We start from the raw sequence: 14706 nt of genomic DNA, 5'->3' as shown, positions 1-14706 counted from the left end.
CAGGGCGTCAGACCCGCGTCGCCACGAGGAGCAGGTACTCCCAGCGCATCGCCCCGTCGGCGTCGAGGGACCGGTCCCCGAGGTCGCGCAGCGCCGCGTCGAGCTCGGCCAGCCGGTCGGGGTCGCCCTCGAGGCTCCGGCGCACGGCGATGGTGGGCCCGTACCGGGAGGCGAAGTACGCGCGGAACGCCTCGCCGTCCGCGAACAGCGTGACGGGCAGCGTCCGCAGCTCGGCCCGGACGTCGGTCACACGGTCGCCCAGCAGCGACCGCACGTGGGTCTCGTCGCCCCACAGCGGGGGCGGCTGGGCCCCGGGCGGCGGAGCGGGCGCGAACGGCTTCATCGTCGCGAACATCTGCCCGATGAACCCGCCAGGCGTCCAGCTTGCGAGCCCGATCGTCCCGCCCGGCCGCGTGACGCGCACGAGCTCGTCCGCCGCCTCCTGGTGGTGCGGCGCGAACATGACGCCGATGGTCGAGAGGACGACGTCGAACGACGCGTCCGCGAACGGGAGCTCCTCCGCGTCCGCCTGCTGCCACACGAGGTCCACGTCGCGCTCGGCCGCGACCCGCCGACCGGCGTCGAGCAGCTCGGGCGTGAGGTCGGTCGCGACGACGTCCGCGCCGCGCGCCGCCGCCGCGATCGCCGCGTTGCCCGTGCCCGCCGCGACGTCCAGCACGCGCTGACCCGGGTGCACGGCGCACGCGTCGACGAGGTCGTCGCCGAGGTCGTGCACCACCTCCGCCGCGACGGCCGGGTAGTCCCCGGACGCCCACATCGCGCGGTGCTTCGTCTTGAGGTCCGAGAGGACCACGGTGTCCGTCATCTGCTTCTCCTGCTGCCGGGCCCGCGGTAGCGGGCCGTGGTGGTGGGTCACGTCACCCCAGGCTCGCGCTCCCTCCTCGGGGCATCCAGTGCTGGATCTGTACCGCCACGCCCGCTCCGCGGGCACTGGTGCGGTTCCGTGCTCGGGCGTCTACTGGAGGAGCGGACGAGGAGGCGGCGATGGCGACGTACGGCCAGTTCTGCCCGGTGGCCAAGGCCATGGAGGTGCTCGACGAGCGGTGGACGCTGCTCGTCGTGCGAGAGCTCCTCGCCGGGAGCACGCACTTCAACGAGCTCCGGCGCGGGAACCCGAAGATGTCGCCGGCACTCCTCGCCAAGCGCCTGCGCACGCTCGAGCGCGCGGGGGTCGTCCGGCGCTCCGAGGTGGGGGGCCGGCCGTCGTACCGGCTGACGGTCGCCGGCGAGGAGCTGCGGCCCCTGGTCGAGTCGCTCGGCGCGTGGGGCGCGCGCTGGATCAGCGAGCTCGGCGAGGAGGACCTCGACCCGCACCTGCTGTTCTGGGACGTGCGGCGCACCGTCCCGGTCGCCACCTGGCCGCGCGAGCCGACGGCCGTCGAGTTCCGGCTCGACGACGTCGAGGCGCGGGTCGCGCGCTGGTGGCTGGTCGTGCGCGACGGTGACGCGGACCTGTGCGACGTCGACCCCGGGCTCGACCCGGCGGTCGTCGTCCGGTCCGGGCTGCGCACCCTCACGCACGTCTGGCGGGGCGACACGACGTGGGAGCGCGCGCTGCGCAGCGGGGACGTGGTGCTCGACGGTCCGAGCGCCGCGCGCCGCAGCCTGCCCGCGTGGCTGGGACAGTCGGACCTCGCGCGCGTGCCCCGACCTGCCGCGTAGGCGTGCCAGGCTGGGGTCATGACGGCATCCCGGCGGCACCCCTCGTTGCTCGCGGCGCTCGCGGGCGTCGTCGCCGCGGCCGTCGGGTTCGCCGTGGCCGAGCTCGTGGCCGCGTTCGTCGCACCCGGGGCGAGCCCGCTGTTCGCGGCCGGCGCCGGCGTCGTCGACGTCGTGCCCGCGCCGCTCAAGGAGTGGGCGATCGCGACGTTCGGCACGGCGGACAAGGTCGTCCTGCTGGGCACGATGGGCGTGGTGCTCGCAGCGGGCGCGGCGCTCGCTGGATGGCTCGAGCTGCGGCGCCCGCCCACGGGCGCGGTGCTGCTGGGCGCCGTCGGTGCGGTCGGCGCGGTCGTCGCTGCGACCCGACCGGGGTCGAGCCCGACGTGGGCGCTGCCCACGCTCGTCGGGGTCGCCGTGGCGGTCCTCCTGCTCCGCGCGGAGGTCGGCACGCTGCGTGGGCCCGCCGAGGCCGCGCGTCCCGACGGCGCGGCTCGTGCTGACGATCCCGCGTCCGGCGCCGGTCCACGGACGGCCGGGGGAAGCGGCAGACCGGGCCTCGACAGGCGCCGGTTCCTCCTGGTGACCGGACTCGCGGCGGCCGCGGGCGTGGTCGCGCTCGCGACGTCGCGCGCCGTCTCGGCCGGGTCGCGCGCCGTGACCGCGGCGCGCGAGGCGCTGCGGCTGCCCGCGCCGTCGGTCACGGCCCCTGCCGTGCCGGCCGGCGCCGATCTCGGCGTCCCCGGGCTCGCGCCCTACGTCACCCCGAACGACGACTTCTACCGCATCGACACCGCGCTGCGTGTGCCCCAGGTGGACCCGGACACCTGGACGCTGCGTGTCTCCGGTCTCGTCGACGAGCCGTTCGAGCTCACGCTCGACGAGCTCCTGGCGCTCCCGCTCGTGGAGCACCACCTGACGCTCACGTGCGTCTCGAACTCCGTCGGGGGCGACCTCGTGGGCAACGCGCTGTGGCTCGGCTACCCGGTCCGTGAGCTCCTCGCGCGCGCCGGCGTGCAGGACGGCGCCGACATGGTCCTGTCCACGAGCGCCGACGGGTGGACGGCGAGCACGCCGCTCGAGGTGCTCCAGGACGAGGAGCGCGCGTGCCTCCTGGCCGTCGGCATGAACGGCGAGCCGCTGCCCGCCGAGCACGGGTTCCCGGCGCGGCTCGTGGTCCCTGGGCTGTACGGGTACGTGTCCGCGACGAAGTGGGTCACGGAGCTCGAGGTGACGACGTTTGCCGACGACGTCGCCTACTGGTCGACCCGCGGGTGGAGCGAGCGCGGCCCGATCAAGCTCGCGTCGCGCATCGACACGCCGCGCGCGAGCACGTCGGTCGACGCGGGCGAGGTCACCGTCGCGGGAGTCGCGTGGGCGCAGCACACCGGCATCGAGGCCGTCGAGGTCCGCGTCGACGACGGTCCGTGGGAGACCGCGACGCTCGCCGAGACCGTCGGCCCCGACACGTGGCGGCAGTGGTCGTACGCGTGGGACGCCGACGCCGGCGACCACCGCCTCACCGTGCGCGCGACGGACGCCGACGGGCAGGTCCAGACCTCCGACGTCGCGGCTCCGGCGCCCGACGGCGCGAGCGGCTGGCACGAGGTGGACGTCCGCGTCGGCTGAGTCGGGAGCATTGCGCTTGCCGGGGGTTGTCGGGGCGGCCTCTGCCTGGCAGCATGTCCGCGTGACCTCGACCGCGCGCCCCACGAGCAGCCCGCTCGTCGTCGCGCGCCCGCAGGTCGCCCCGGCCTCGTCCTGTTGTTGACGGCTCGCGGCGCCACGCGCAGCCGACCAGGTGTCCGCGAGCAGCCTCCCGTCCCTCCCTCCCGGTAGCCCGACGAGCACGTCGGGCACGGAGCGCAGGGGCGCGACGGTCGCCGGTCTTCCGTGAGAGCCATCGATGACTCGCACGCTCGGGACCGGTCTGCCTCCCTGACGCCCGTCACCGAAGGACGCGAGACCACCATGTACCTCCCCGGCACCACCGCACAGAGCCCGGCCAGCACCTCGGCCGCGACCCCGCCGCTCACCCTCGAGTGGCTCGTCGCGCGCGACATCGACGCCTACACCGCCCGTCGCCGCGCCCGAGCCGCCGCGCAGACCGAGCGACGAGCCGGGTTGCACGCCCCCGCTACCATGGACGCACAGGCATCGACCCGGCCATCACCGGTGAGCCTCCGGAAGAACGGGACCCGCGGCGTCGTGCACGCGTAGGCGGCGGGTCCTCAGTAGAACCGGACGGGGCAGGCCCGTCACAGCCTTCGACGAGCGGTCGGCGCGCACGCGCCGGCAAGCGAGGTGGTACCGCGGCACCCTCCCCCCGGGGCAGGGACGTCGTCCTCGCAGGAGAGCACGACCCGGACCACCACTCATCGGAGCCTCGAGACCATGGCCTACCCGCTGCACCGTCCGCCCGCCCCCGAGGGGACCGTCGAGACCCATGCCGGCGCGTCGTTCGGCATCCCCGCGTCGCCGGACCTCCCGGCGATCGAGCGCGAGATCCTCGCGTACTGGGACGCGGACGACACGTTCCGCGCGTCGGTCGAGCGCAACCCCGCCGGGGAGAACGGCAGCAACGAGTTCGTCTTCTACGACGGCCCGCCCTTCGCCAATGGCCTCCCGCACTACGGCCACCTGCTCACCGGCTACGCGAAGGACGTCGTGCCGCGCTACCAGACCATGCGCGGCAGGCGCGTCGAGCGTCGGTTCGGGTGGGACACGCACGGCCTCCCGGCCGAGCTCGAGGCGATGGACCAGCTCGGGATCAAGACCAAGGAGGAGATCCTCGAGCTGGGGATCGAGCGGTTCAACGACGCGTGCCGTGCGTCGGTGCTCAAGTACACCGACGAGTGGCGCGACTACGTGACGCGCCAGGCGCGCTGGGTGGACTTCGAGAACGACTACAAGACGCTCGACCCCACGTTCATGGAGTCGGTCATGTGGGCGTTCAAGTCCCTGCACGAGAAGGGTCTCGTGTACGAGGGCTTCCGCGTCCTGCCGTACTGCTGGAACGACCAGACGCCCCTGTCCAACCACGAGCTGCGCATGGACGAGGACGTGTACCAGGTCCGCCAGGACCCGGCCGTCACCGTCGGTCTGCGCCTCGTGACGGGCGAGCTCGCGCTCGTGTGGACGACGACGCCGTGGACGCTCCCGTCCAACCTCGTCGTCATGGTCGGCCCGGACGTCGACTACGTCGTCGTCGAGTCGTCCGCGACCGGTGTGAAGGAGCGGTACGTCCTCGCCGAGGCGCGGCTGCAGGCCTACGCGCGCGAGCTGACGGACCCCGGCGCGGACGGCGCCGAGGGTGACCTCGCGTCGCAGGTCGTGGATCGGCTCAAGGGCTCCGACCTGCTGGGCCGCGCCTACACGCCGCCGTTCTCCTACTACGCCGGCCACGCGAACGCGCACCGCGTCGTCGAGGCGGACTTCGTCACGACGACCGACGGCACGGGGCTCGTGCACGGCGCCGGCGCGTTCGGCGAGGACGACAAGGTCGTCTCGGACCGCGAGGGCATCGAGCCCGTGCTGCCGGTGGGCCCCGACGGGAAGTTCACGTTCCCCGTGGTCGACTACGAGAGCCTGCAGGTCTTCGACGCGAACGCGCTGATCATCGACCACCTCAAGGGTCGGACGCGGCACGACGCCGCCCGGCTGCAGCCCGGTCGCGACAGCGAGGAGGTGCCCGACGTGGCCCTCGGCGCGACGAGCCCGGGCACGGTGCTGCTGCGCCGCGAGTCGTACGCGCACTCCTACCCGCACTGCTGGCGCTGCCGGCGGCCGCTCATCTACATGGGCGTGTCGTCGTGGTTCGTCGCGGTGACGACCTTCAAGGACCGCATGCTCGAGCTCAACGAGCAGATCGCGTGGACCCCGGAGCACATCCAGCACGGGCAGTTCGGCAAGTGGCTCGAGAACGCGCGCGACTGGTCGATCACGCGCAACCGGTTCTGGGGCAGCCCGGTCCCCGTGTGGAAGTCCGACGACCCGCAGCACCCGCGCATCGACGTCTACGGCTCCTTCGAGGAGATCGAGCGCGACTTCGGCACGCTCCCGCGCGACGAGAAGGGCCGGCCGGACCTGCACCGCCCCTACGTCGACCGCCTCACGCGCCCCAACCCGGACGACCCGACGGGCCGCTCGACGATGCGCCGCGTCGAGGACGTCCTCGACGTGTGGTTCGACTCGGGCTCCATGCCGTACGCCCAGGTGCACTACCCGTTCGAGAACGAGAGCTGGTTCGCGCACCACAACCCCGCCGACTTCATCGTCGAGTACATCGGGCAGACGCGCGGCTGGTTCTACATGCTGCACATCCTGTCCACGGCGCTGTTCGACCGCCCCGCGTTCCGGTCGGCGATCTCGCACGGGATCGTGCTGGGCTCCGACGGGCGCAAGATGAGCAAGTCGCTGCGCAACTACCCGGACGTCAACGAGGTCTTCGACCGCGACGGCTCCGACGCGATGCGCTGGTTCCTCATGGCCTCGCCCATCCTGCGGGGCGGCAACCTCGTCGTCACCGAGGACGGGATCCGTGACGCCGTGCGCCAGGTGCTCCTGCCGCTGTGGAGCACGTACTACTTCTTCACCCTGTACGCGAACAGCTCCACGGCGCAGGCGCGCGCCGGGGCCGCAGGGGGCGAGCCGTCGCCCGACGGCGGCGGCTACGTCGCGCAGCGCGTCGCGCCCGAGCGCGTGGCCGGGCTGCCCGCGCTCGACCGGTACCTGCTCGCGCGCACGCACGACCTCGTGGCACGCGTGACGGACCAGCTCGACGCGTACGACATCGCCGGCGCGTGCGAGACCGTGCGCGAGCACCTCGACGTGCTGACCAACTGGTACGTGCGCACGCAGCGCGACCGGTTCTGGGCCGAGGACGCCGACGCGTTCGACACGCTGTACACCGCGCTCGAGACGCTCACGCGCGTCATGGCGCCGCTCGCGCCGCTGCTCACCGAGGAGGTCTGGCGCGGCCTGACCGGCGGCCGGTCCGTGCACCTCGTCGACTGGCCGACGGTCGACGGCGCGGAGGCGGACGCCGGTCTGGTCGCCGACGACGCGCTCGTCGCCGCGATGGACGAGGTCCGGGCCGTGGCGTCGTCGGCGCTCGGCCTGCGCAAGGCGCACCAGCTCCGCGTGCGTCAGCCGCTCGCGAGCCTGACGGTCGTCGTCGACGACCCTGCCGCGCTCGCGCCGTACACCGACCTGCTCGCGCGCGAGCTCAACGTCAAGGCGGTCGAGCTCGGGTCCACGGACTCCGACGCGGCCGAGCGGTTCGGCGTGACGCAACGCCTCGCGGTCAACGCCCGCAAGGCGGGCCCGCGCCTCGGCCGGGGCGTGCAGGCCGCGATCCAGGCCGCGAAGGCCGGGGCGTGGCGCCAGGAGGACGACGGGAGCGTCGTCGTGACGACGCCGGACGGTGACGTGCCGCTCGTCGAGGGCGAGTACGAGCTGGCGACGGTCGTCGCGGCTCGCGAGGGCGGGGCCGACGCCGACGGAGGACCGACGGTCGCCGCGGCCGTGCTGTCCGGTGGCGGGTTCGTCGTGCTCGACCTCGTGCTCGACGACGCGCTCCTCGCCGAGGGGTACGCGCGCGACGTGATCCGCGACGTCCAGGACGCGCGCAAGGCCGCGGGCCTCGACGTCGCCGACCGGATCCGCCTGGCGCTCGACGTCCCCGGGGAGTGGGTCGCTGCCGTCGAGGAGCACCGCGAGCTCGTGGCGCGCGAGACGCTCGCGGTCGAGGTCGTGGTCGACACGTCGCCGACGGACCAGCGCGCGGTGCGGGTGGAGAAGGCGGGCAGCCGCGGGACGAGCGAGACGGACGGGGTGACGGCGTGAGCGCGAGGGACGACAGGCGGCCGACCGGCAAGAGGTCCGCGGCCACCGCGCGCGACGCGGCGCAGGACGCCGCCGCGCAGGAGTCGCTGCGCGAGGTCTACGGGCACATCATGGCCCGCGCTCCCGAGCACGACATCGACCCGACGCTCGACCGCGTCCGGCGCGTGCTCGAGCTGCTCGGCGACCCGCAGCGGTCGTTCCGGGTCGTCCACCTCACGGGGACGAACGGGAAGAGCTCGACGGCGCGCATGGTCGAGCGGCTCGTGCGCGAGCACGGCCTGCGCACCGGGCTCTTCACGAGCCCGCACCTGACGAGCGTCACCGAGCGCATCCAGGTCGACGGGGAGCCGCTCTCGGCCCGCCGGTTCGTCGAGGTGTGGGAGGACGTCGCCCCGTACGTCGGCGTCGTGGACGGCGAGTCGCAGGAGGCGGGCGGCCCGCGGCTGAGCTTCTTCGAGGTGCTCACGGTCATGGCGCTCGCGGCCTTCGCCGACGCGCCGGTCGACGTCGCGGTCGTCGAGGTCGGTCTCGGCGGCACGTGGGACTCCACGAACGTCGTCGACGGCGACGTCGCGGTCATCACGCCCGTCGCGCACGACCACGAGCGGTGGCTCGGGAGCACGCTCGAGGAGATCGCGGGGAACAAGGCCGGCATCGTCAAGGACGGTGCCACCGTGGTCGTCGCGGAGCAGGAGCCCGAGGTGCTCGAGGTCGTGCTCGACCGCGCGCGCCAGGTCGGGGCGCGGGTCCTGCGCGAGGGCGTCGACCTCGAGGTCGCGCAGCGTCACGTGGCCGTGGGGGGCCAGCTGCTCGACCTGCGCACCCCGGTCGCGCTGTACACCGAGATCTTCCTCCCGCTGCACGGCGCGCACCAGGCGCACAACGCGCTGCTGGGCCTGACCGCCGTGGAGACCCTGATGGGCGGGAGGTCGCTCGACGGCGCGCTCGTCGAGACGGCGTTCGCGGACGTGACGTCGCCGGGCCGCCTGGAGGTCGTCCGGTCGAGCCCGGCGGTCCTCGTCGACGCCGCGCACAACGCCGCGGGGGCCGAGGCGCTCGTCGCCGCGCTCGACGAGGCGTTCGACTTCCGGCACCTCGTCGGAGTCGTGGGGATCATGGGCGACAAGGACGCCGAGTCGCTGCTCGCCGCACTCGAGCCCGTCCTGGCGGAGGTCGTCGTCACGCGGAACAGCTCCGACCGGTCGGCCGACGTCACGGACCTCGCCGAGCTCGCCGCGGAGGTCTTCGGCGAGGACCGCGTGCGCAGCACGGAGCGGCTGGACGAGGCGCTCCAGATCGCCGTCGACCTCGCCGAGGCCGCCGACCCCGTCGGCGTCGGCACCGGGACCGGTGTCCTCGTGACAGGGTCCGTCGTCACGGTCGCCGACGCACGGATCCTGCTCGGGCGCGGCTGACCCCGCTCCGCGCCCGGTGCCGGGCGCGGAGCGGCTGCTGCCGCGTCGTCGGGCACCGGCGCGCGCCGCCTGTCGCCCGGGTGTTTGATGGTCTCAGCGCCGTCGGGCGGGGCAGGCCCGGCACGCCGCCGACCGACGACGGAGGAACCACCGTGAAGAAGCTGCTCAACGACCCCCAGGACGCGGTCACCGAGTCCCTCGCGGGCTTCGGCCTCGCGCACGCCGATCTCGTCGAGGTGCACCTCTCCCCGCCGTTCGTCACGCGCGCCGGCGGCGCGGTGGCCGGCAAGGTCGGCCTCGTCTCGGGCGGAGGTTCGGGCCACGAGCCGCTGCACGCGGGCTTCGTCGGCGCGGGCATGCTCGACGCCGCGGTGCCAGGCGCGGTGTTCACGTCGCCCACGCCGGACCAGATCGTGCCCGCGGTGCTCGCGGCCGACTCCGGTGCGGGCGTGCTCGCCATCGTCAAGAACTACACGGGCGACGTCCTCAACTTCGAGACCGCGGTCGAGCTCGTCGAGGCCGAGGGCACGCAGGTCACGAGCATCCTCGTCAACGACGACGTCGCCGTCGAGGACTCGCTGTACACCGCGGGACGCCGCGGCGTCGCCGGGACGGTGTGCGTCGAGAAGATCGCGGGCGCCGCGGCGGAGCGCGGCGACGACCTGGGCGCCGTCACCGAGATCGCGGGCAGGGTCGTGGCGAACGTCCGCTCGATGGGCGTCGCGCTCACCGCCTGCACGGTGCCCCACGTCGGACGGCCGAGCTTCGACCTCGAGGACGACGAGGTGGAGATCGGCATCGGCATCCACGGGGAGCCCGGTCGTCACCGCATCCCTCTCGCCCCCGCCGACGACGTGACGCAGATGCTGCTCGACCCGGTCGCCGACGACCTCGGCCTCGCGGGCGGCGAGGACGTGTTGCTGTTCGTTAACGGTATGGGCGGTACCCCGTTGTCGGAGCTGTACGTCGTCTATGGTCGGGCGAGGAGGCTGCTCGAGGAGCGCGGCGTGCGCGTCACGCGGTCGCTCGTGGGCAACTACGTCACGTCGCTGGAGATGCAGGGGGCGTCGGTGACCGTGCTGCGCCTGGACGACGAGCTCACCGCGCTGTGGGACGCTCCCGTCCGCACGCCTGCGCTGCACTGGTGACGGTCCGGGTGCTCGCGCTCGGGGCGCCGGGCGGCGGGCGCTCGCCCGCGACGCGTGCGGTCTCCGGAGCCGGCGGTTCCGCCGGTTCTGCGGCAAGGAGAGGTGGGGCATGACGCTGGACGTGGCCTGGGCGGACCGTTGGGCTCGGCTGAGCGCCGAGCGGATCGCGGCGTCGAAGGACGAGCTGACCGAGCTGGACCGACAGATCGGGGACGGTGACCACGGCGAGAACCTCGACCGCGGCTACCGTGCCGTGGTCGCCAAGCTCGACGTGACCGAGACCCCCGAGCAGATCGGGGACCTCCTCAAGCTCGTCGCGACCACGCTCATGTCGTCGGTCGGCGGCGCCTCCGGTCCGCTGTACGGCACGGCCTACCTGCGTGCGGCCAAGGTCACGGGCCTCGCCGAGCTGGACGCCCAGGGCGTCGTCGCCCTGCTCGAGGGCGCCCTGGAGGGCATCACCGCGCGCGGCAAGGCCGTCGTGGGGGAGAAGACCATGGTCGACGCGTGGCAGCCCGCGGTCGACGCCGCGGAGGCGGCGGCGCACGACGGCGCGACGACCGCCGAGGTGCTCGACGCCGCGGCGCGCGCCGCGCGGGCCGGGGCCGAGGCGACCGTGCCGCTCGTGGCCACGAAGGGTCGCGCGAGCTATCTCGGCGAGCGCAGCGCCGACCACCAGGACCCGGGCGCGACGTCGACGGCGATCCTGCTCGAGGCCGCGCGGGACGCGGCCGTGGACGTCCGCGGGGCGGTCTGAGCGTGGCGGGCAGCGGTCCGGCGCCCGCGCGCGCCCGTGTCGCCCTCGTCCTCGTCTCCCACTCCCAGCGGCTGGCCCAGGGCGCGGTCGAGCTCGCCGCGCAGATGGCTCCCGGGGTGGTGCTGCTCGCCGCCGGCGGCACGGACGACGGCGGGCTCGGGACGAGCTACGACCGCGTCTCCGGCGCGGTGTCGGACGCGCTCGCGGTCGCGGACGGCGTGGTGGTCCTCGCGGACCTCGGGTCCGCCGTGATGACGGTGGAGTCCGTGCTCGACCTCCTCGAGGACGAGCTGGACGGCCGGGTCGCGCTCGCCGACGCCCCGTTCGTCGAGGGTGCGGTCGCCGCGGCCGTGACGGCGCACGGGGGAGGGGACGTCCCGGCGGTCCTCGCCTCGGCGGAGCACGCGGGGAGCACGTTCGCCCCGGCCGGCGTCGGCGCCACCGAGCAGGGCGCGGCGGACGGCGACGCGGCCCCGCGTCCGGACGAGGTGCCGGGCGGCGCAGCCGCAGCAACGGTGACCCTGCGCAACCCGCTGGGGCTGCACGCCCGTCCCGCTGCGGTCCTGGCGCGCCTGATCGCCGGATACGACGCCTCGGTGACGATCGACGGCGTGAACGGAGCGAGCGTGCTCGAGCTCATGAAGCTCGGGGCCACGGGTGGGCAGCAGCTCTCGGTGACCGCGGACGGTACGCAGGCACGCGAGGCGCTGGACGCCGTCGTCGGTGCGGTCGAGGGCGGGTTCGGCGAGGCCTGACCCGTGTGATGCACCTCACCCAAGAGTGCAGTTGCTGCAAAATTGCGCCGACTGCAATAATCTCAGGGTGATCGCGAACTCGTCGACCCTCGAGACCTCCGGCGGGCTCCGTGCCCGCAAGAAGCAGCGTCGGCACGACGAGCTCGTCGGGGCGGCCCAGCGTCTCGTCCTGGACCGCGGCCTCGACGCCGTCACGGTCGAGGACATCTGCGACGCCGTCGGGGTCTCGCCCCGCACGTTCTTCAACTACTTCCCCTCGAAGGACGACGCCGTGCTCGGCCTCGAACCCTTCGCGATCCGGCCCGAGGTCGCCGCCGCGTTCGTCGCGGGGGGACCGACCGGCGTCCTGCTCGACGACCTGGCCGTGCTCGTGGGAGACGTGCTCGGGCAGCAGACCGTCACGCCCGAGCGGATGCAGTGCACGGTCGAGCTCGTCACGCGCGAGTCGCGACTCCTCGCGCGGCACGTCGCGTGGGTCGAGGAGCACCGCGCCGAGATGGTCGAGCTCTTCACCGCGCGCCGTCTCGTCCTGCCGTACACGGCAGACCCGGAGCTGCTCGCCCTCGTCGTCATGACCCTGCTCCGCGTGAGCACGCTCGAGTGGCAGCAGGGCGGTGGCGAGGGAAGCCCCGCCGACCACCTGGACGACGTCGTGCGACAGCTCCGCTCGCTCCTCGCCCCCGCACCGCACGACTGACCGCGCCCCGCGCCACCCCGAGATCCTGTGACCGGCAGCACGCCGGCCGACCGCACCCCCCGACGACGGGCCCGCGCGCCCGCCGGCGCTCGCGTCCCGTCCCGACCGAAGTGGAACCCCTCATGGCCAGCCCTCAGACCGCCTCGCCCGCGGCCCCGACGGACGGCGGCAAGCCGCTCGTCGTCCTCACCCCGCGCACCGTGTGGGTGATCTTCGGCGCGCTCATGGCGTCGATGTTCCTGTCCTCGCTCGACCAGTCGATCGTGGGCACCGCCATGCCCACGATCGTCGGGGAGCTCCACGGCGTGGAGCACCAGGGCTGGGTCATCACCGCCTACATCCTCGCGATCGCGATCGTCATGCCGCTCTACGGCAAGTTCGGCGACCTGTGGGGCCGGCGCTGGCCGTTCCTCGTCGCGATCGGCCTGTTCACTGTCGCCTCCGCAGGGGCCGGCTTCGCGCAGTCGTTCCCCGAGCTCGTCGCGTGGCGCGGCGTGCAGGGCCTCGGCGGCGGCGGCCTGATGATCCTCTCCCAGGCGATCATCGCCGACATCGTGCCCGCCAAGGACCGCGGCAAGTACATGGGCCCGATGGGCGCCCTGTTCGGCATCGCCGCCGTGATCGGCCCGCTCCTCGGCGGCTGGTTCACCGAGGGTCCCGGTTGGCGCTGGGCGTTCTGGATCAACGTCCCCATCGGCATCGCCGCGTTCGTCGTCGGCTGGGTCGCCCTCAAGCTCCCGACGCACCGCTCCGGGCGCAAGATCGACGTCGCGGGCATCTTCTTCATGGTCGTCGCGACGTCCGGGATCGTCCTCGTCACGAGCTGGGAGTCGCTCACCTCGTCGCGCGGCTACGACTGGTCCGACCCGTGGCTGCTCGGGCTGGTGGCGGCCGTCGTCGTCTCGATCGCCGCGTTCGTCGTCGTCGAGAACCGCGCCGAGGAGCCGCTCCTCCCGCTGCACCTGTTCAAGAACCCGACGTTCACCATCGCGACGCTCATCGGCCTCGTGCTCGGCATGGGCATGTTCTCCGCCCTCGCCTTCCTGCCGACGTTCCTGCAGATGTCGACCGGGGCGGGCGTGACCGAGTCCGGGTTCCTCATGCTGCCGATGATGGTCGGCGTCATGCTCACCGCCATCGGCTCCGGGATCGCGATCACCAAGACCGGCCGCTACCGGATGTTCCCGATCGCCGGCCTGGCGATCACCGCGCTCGGCATGATGTGGCTCACCCAGATCACCGGCGACATGTCCATGGTGCTCTTCGGCGCGATGATCTTCGTCATGGGAGCCGGCATGGGCCTCGTCATGCAGACGATCGTCCTCGCGGTCCAGAACTCGGTCGACCCGCACGAGCTCGGCACCGCGACGAGCGCCAACAACTTCTTCCGCGAGATCGGCGCCGCCGTCGGCACCGCGCTGTTCTCGACCATCTTCACCTCTCGCCTGGCCGACAACCTCGCGGGGGTCTTCGCAGACCTCCCCGCGGGCAGCGTGCCGGAGGGCGCGGAGGGTTCGTCCCTCACGCCGGAGATGGTGCAGGCGCTCCCCGAGCCGGTGCACACCGGCGTCGTCGACGCCTTCACCGACGCGCTCGCGCCGGCCTTCTGGTACCTCGTCCCGCTGGTCCTCGTCGGCTTCGTCCTCGCGCTGTTCCTCAAGGAGGTCCGCCTCTCGGACGTCGCGGGGATGGTCGCACGCGGCGAGGCCGTCGCCGACCCGGGGCAGGCGCGTCCCGTGGTCGACGGCGCGCCCGACGAGCCGGTCGTGGCAGTCGTCGGCAGCGAGCCCGCGACGGCCGCGGCGCCGGGTCACGGCGGGTCGGAGACGCCGTCGGGTGACCGCTCGCGCGACGACGCGCCGGTATCCTGACCGGGTGAGCTCCACCCCGTCGTCGCCGGCCCCCGCCCCGCAGCCGTCCCGCCACGGCCGCGCGGCGGGGCCGGTGCGCCCGTCACCGGGCGACCGCATCAAGCCCAAGAAGTCCGCGAAGGAGCAGTTCGCGTCCACGACGCTCCTGCTCGAGGCGTTCCTCGTCGTCTTCGCCACCCTGGTCGCCTACGGCCTGCGCGACATCCCCTACTCCCGGGGTCCGCTCGAGCTGCCCACCCCGGCGTCGATCTGGATCGTCGGGGGAGCGCTCTTCGTCGTGCTCGTCGTCCTGTCGCGGATGGTCGGCACGCCCGGCGGGTACGTCGGCGGGTCCGTCGTGCAGGTGCCCGTCCTCGGCTTCGGCCTCGTCGTCCCGATGATGTTCGTCGTGGGCGGCATCTTCGTCGCGCTGTGGATCGTCTCGCTGCGGCTCGGCGGCCGCATCGACCGCGAGCGCGCCGCGTACGACGCCGAGCACCCCGAGACGGCACCCAACGCCGGCTGAGCCGTCCGGACGGTTCGGGGACGGTCCCTCG

The 14706-nt window shown here is 73.7% G+C and carries 11 protein-coding genes; 10 read left to right on the top strand and 1 reads right to left on the bottom strand.

Annotated elements, in window-relative coordinates:
* Positions 1-7: 7 nt before the first annotated feature.
* Positions 8-826, bottom strand: a complete 819-nt coding sequence (locus ACZCLJ_RS05445; RefSeq protein WP_463105710.1) for a class I SAM-dependent methyltransferase — start codon at positions 824-826, stop codon at positions 8-10.
* 179 nt (positions 827-1005) lie between these two features.
* Here ACZCLJ_RS05445 and ACZCLJ_RS05440 point away from each other — a divergent pair, with 179 nt between their 5' ends.
* From ACZCLJ_RS05440 to ACZCLJ_RS05395, 10 genes are all read left to right on the top strand, one after another.
* On the top strand, positions 1006-1683 hold the full coding sequence (locus tag ACZCLJ_RS05440; protein ID WP_463105709.1) for a winged helix-turn-helix transcriptional regulator: 678 nt from the start codon (positions 1006-1008) through the stop codon (positions 1681-1683).
* 18 nt (positions 1684-1701) lie between these two features.
* Positions 1702-3309, top strand: a complete 1608-nt coding sequence (locus ACZCLJ_RS05435) for a molybdopterin-dependent oxidoreductase (RefSeq protein WP_463105708.1) — start codon at positions 1702-1704, stop codon at positions 3307-3309.
* 765 nt (positions 3310-4074) lie between these two features.
* Positions 4075-7527, top strand: coding sequence for an isoleucine--tRNA ligase (gene ileS, locus ACZCLJ_RS05430; protein ID WP_463105707.1), 3453 nt, complete (start codon positions 4075-4077; stop codon positions 7525-7527).
* On the top strand, positions 7524-8942 hold the full coding sequence (locus ACZCLJ_RS05425) for a bifunctional folylpolyglutamate synthase/dihydrofolate synthase (protein WP_463105706.1): 1419 nt from the start codon (positions 7524-7526) through the stop codon (positions 8940-8942). The genes ileS and ACZCLJ_RS05425 overlap by 4 nt, the downstream gene beginning before the upstream one ends.
* A gap of 152 nt (positions 8943-9094) precedes the next feature.
* A complete protein-coding gene (gene dhaK / locus ACZCLJ_RS05420; protein WP_463105705.1) occupies positions 9095-10090 on the top strand; it encodes a dihydroxyacetone kinase subunit DhaK in 996 nt (331 codons plus the stop codon).
* 109 nt (positions 10091-10199) lie between these two features.
* On the top strand, positions 10200-10847 hold the full coding sequence (gene dhaL / locus ACZCLJ_RS05415; RefSeq protein WP_463105704.1) for a dihydroxyacetone kinase subunit DhaL: 648 nt from the start codon (positions 10200-10202) through the stop codon (positions 10845-10847).
* Positions 10848-10849: 2 nt separating this feature from the next.
* The gene (dhaM, locus tag ACZCLJ_RS05410) at positions 10850-11602 is read left to right on the top strand and encodes a dihydroxyacetone kinase phosphoryl donor subunit DhaM (protein ID WP_463105703.1); all 753 of its coding nucleotides are present in this window, start codon (positions 10850-10852) and stop codon (positions 11600-11602) included.
* 67 nt (positions 11603-11669) lie between these two features.
* The gene (locus tag ACZCLJ_RS05405) at positions 11670-12299 is read left to right on the top strand and encodes a TetR/AcrR family transcriptional regulator (protein ID WP_463105702.1); all 630 of its coding nucleotides are present in this window, start codon (positions 11670-11672) and stop codon (positions 12297-12299) included.
* A 122-nt stretch (positions 12300-12421) separates the two neighbouring features.
* The gene (locus ACZCLJ_RS05400; protein ID WP_463105701.1) at positions 12422-14170 is read left to right on the top strand and encodes an MDR family MFS transporter; all 1749 of its coding nucleotides are present in this window, start codon (positions 12422-12424) and stop codon (positions 14168-14170) included.
* 4 nt (positions 14171-14174) lie between these two features.
* Positions 14175-14675: a DUF4233 domain-containing protein gene (locus tag ACZCLJ_RS05395; RefSeq protein WP_463105700.1), complete on the top strand. Its 501-nt coding sequence runs from the start codon at positions 14175-14177 to the stop codon at positions 14673-14675.
* Positions 14676-14706: the final 31 nt, after the last annotated feature.

This window comes from Cellulosimicrobium sp. So1_17 (assembly GCF_055181235.1).
The sequence above is the reverse complement of the archived record's forward strand: the minus strand, read 5'-3'. Positions and strand labels throughout refer to the sequence as shown.

Bases quoted from the DNA above. Each gene is read 5' to 3' on its own strand.
- ileS (WP_463105707.1), top strand. From the start codon at position 4,075: ATGGCCTACCCGCTGCACCGTCCGCCCGCCCCCGAGGGGACCGTCGAG.
- dhaL (WP_463105704.1), top strand. From the start codon at position 10,200: ATGACGCTGGACGTGGCCTGGGCGGACCGTTGGGCTCGGCTGAGCGCC.
- ACZCLJ_RS05440 (WP_463105709.1), top strand. From the start codon at position 1,006: ATGGCGACGTACGGCCAGTTCTGCCCGGTGGCCAAGGCCATGGAGGTG.
- ACZCLJ_RS05445 (WP_463105710.1), bottom strand. From the start codon at position 826: ATGACGGACACCGTGGTCCTCTCGGACCTCAAGACGAAGCACCGCGCG.
- ACZCLJ_RS05400 (WP_463105701.1), top strand. From the start codon at position 12,422: ATGGCCAGCCCTCAGACCGCCTCGCCCGCGGCCCCGACGGACGGCGGC.
- ACZCLJ_RS05435 (WP_463105708.1), top strand. From the start codon at position 1,702: ATGACGGCATCCCGGCGGCACCCCTCGTTGCTCGCGGCGCTCGCGGGC.